Source organism: bacterium (assembly GCA_004299235.1).
Lineage (GTDB): Bacteria > Chloroflexota > Dormibacteria > Dormibacterales > Dormibacteraceae > SCQL01.
Map to the genome: position 1 here is coordinate 1 of SCQL01000065.1, position 2,088 is coordinate 2,088.

A 2,088-nucleotide genomic window follows, 5' to 3' on the forward strand; every position below is an offset into this window, starting at 1 on the left:
TGGGCTGCGCTTCGAGATGGTGCTCACCAACCCGCCGTTCGGCAAGAAATCATCGGTCACGATAGTCGGCGAGAACGGCGAATCACGCCGCGACGATCTCTCCGTCGTGCGCGATGATTTTTGGGCAACAACCTCCAACAAACAGCTAAACTTCGTCCAGCACGTCAAGACGTTGCTGAAAATCGAGGGCCATGCGGCGATCGTGGTACCAGACAACGTGCTCTTCGAGGGCGGTGCCGGCGAAACGGTGCGCCGCCGCTTGCTCCACGAGTGCGACGTGCATACGCTGCTGCGCCTGCCGACTGGCGTCTTCTACGCCCAAGGCGTAAAAGCAAACGTCCTGTTCTTTGACCGGAAACCGGCGTCAGAGACGCCGTCAACGCGCGCGCTGTGGGTCTACGACCTGCGCACGAATATGCACTTCACGTTGAAGGAGAATCCGTTGCGGCGGGAGCATCTCGACGACTTCGTCGCGTGTTACCGTGCTTGCGATCGGGGACAGCGCGTCGAGACCGAGCGATTCCACCGTTTTACCTACGATGAACTGATAACGCGCGACAAGCTGAGCCTTGATCTCTTCTGGTTGCGCGACGAATCGCTCGAAGATGCCGCTAATTTGCCCGAGCCGGCTGTAATCGCCGCAGAGATTGTGGAGGATCTCGAAGCCGCCCTCGCCGAGTTCAGCGAAGTGGCTGCGGCGCTTCACTCCCTGTCCTCGGAACACCCCCCTGCTGCAACGGTTAAATAGGCAAATGAGCAGGTCGTGCTCCGGCATCTACAATCGGTTGAAGAGTTCGGAAGTCCAGCGGGTGGCATTCAGGAAAGGTAGTACGATCTGCAACGTGTGCCGACAGAAGCACAACCTGACCTACGATCACATTCCGCCGCAGTGTTGCGGGAATGACAGAGCCATCGTCGCGCGCCGCATCTACGCCGCTGAGTTGGTCGCCCGACAAGTTGATTCGCGCTCTCACAACGGCCTGAAGTATCGAACGCTTTGCAAGAGCTGTAATGGAAGGCTCATCGGCCGCTGGGACGATGCGCTCGGAGAGTTCACCAGGCAGGTCGAATCCATCGTCTCACCCGCCCTAGCGTTACCGGACCGCGTTTCTTTCAATGTCCGACCTGGCGCCATAGTGCGGCCTCTGCTTGGGCACGTCGTCGCGGCGAAAACCCAGGACGACGCGATTGCGACGGACGAGAAAATCCGAGACTATCTCGTTCGGAATAGGGCGCTAGATTCGGCTGTTAAGGTCTACTGCTGGCTCTATCCATATCGTCCTATCGTGGTCTCCCGCGACTTTACATTCCTCGAAGTTGAAGGCGAAAGCGGTAAGAGCCCGGGAATTGTCTCGGTTATCAAGTTCTTTCCCTTGGCGTTCTGCGTCCTAGACGGCGCTGGCGAGGTCAACGCGGAGCGAATAACTACGTTGCGCGAATTCACTACGATGGACGTAGACGCTCGAGCCGACATCGCGCTGTGGCGGACGCCGGTCATTCAGCCCGGGTGGCCGGAGCGCGCCATGGGCAACCATTTGGTTCTCGGTGGGCGGACTTACGTGGATTCCGTTACGACCGTTGCTCCTTGCGGGGCAGTTGTGACGCCGGGGAAACAGATACAAGCCGAGGCTTGGGATGGGGGCGACAAGGCCGGCGTTTTCAACGGCCTCCACGCTTTCGTCGAGATCCCGAAAGCGTGATTGCAGGTCCAACCTGTAATTCGGCCTTGAGCTATGCCATCCCCCCGGAACCCCTAGGCTTGAGCATGCGGATTCGGGCCCCGATCCAACCTGCGTCCTTCAAAAGGAGTAGTGGACGAAATTGATTCTGACCACAACGCAACCGATTGCCAAGAAAATCCGCGAAGTGCTCGCGCCAGGGAATGGCCGGCGCATCGTAATAGTCGCCTTCGTCGGCCAAGACGCCCTGCAGGTCATCGGCGGCAAGGACGCGGCCAAAGGTCTGGAACTCTATTGCTGGGACAACCCTACGTCCACCAGCCCCATCGGCATTCGCGAACTCTTCAAAGAAGGCGCGAGGATTTACTTCGTGGACGACCTGCACATGAAGGTATTCTGGTCCGAACGC

General features: G+C 58.8%; 3 protein-coding genes. All 3 read left to right on the plus strand.

What is annotated here, in order from left to right; translation table 11 throughout:
- A partial coding sequence (locus EPN29_14205; GenBank protein TAN30916.1) for an SAM-dependent DNA methyltransferase occupies positions 1-748 on the plus strand: 748 nt, incomplete at its 5' end.
- A gap of 37 nt (positions 749-785) precedes the next feature.
- Positions 786-1,700 (plus strand): hypothetical protein, encoded by a 915-nt coding sequence (locus EPN29_14210; protein TAN30917.1) that lies wholly within the window; start codon positions 786-788, stop codon positions 1,698-1,700.
- 121 nt (positions 1,701-1,821) lie between these two features.
- The coding region (locus tag EPN29_14215; GenBank protein TAN30918.1) for a hypothetical protein at positions 1,822-2,088 on the plus strand (267 nt) is incomplete at its 3' end.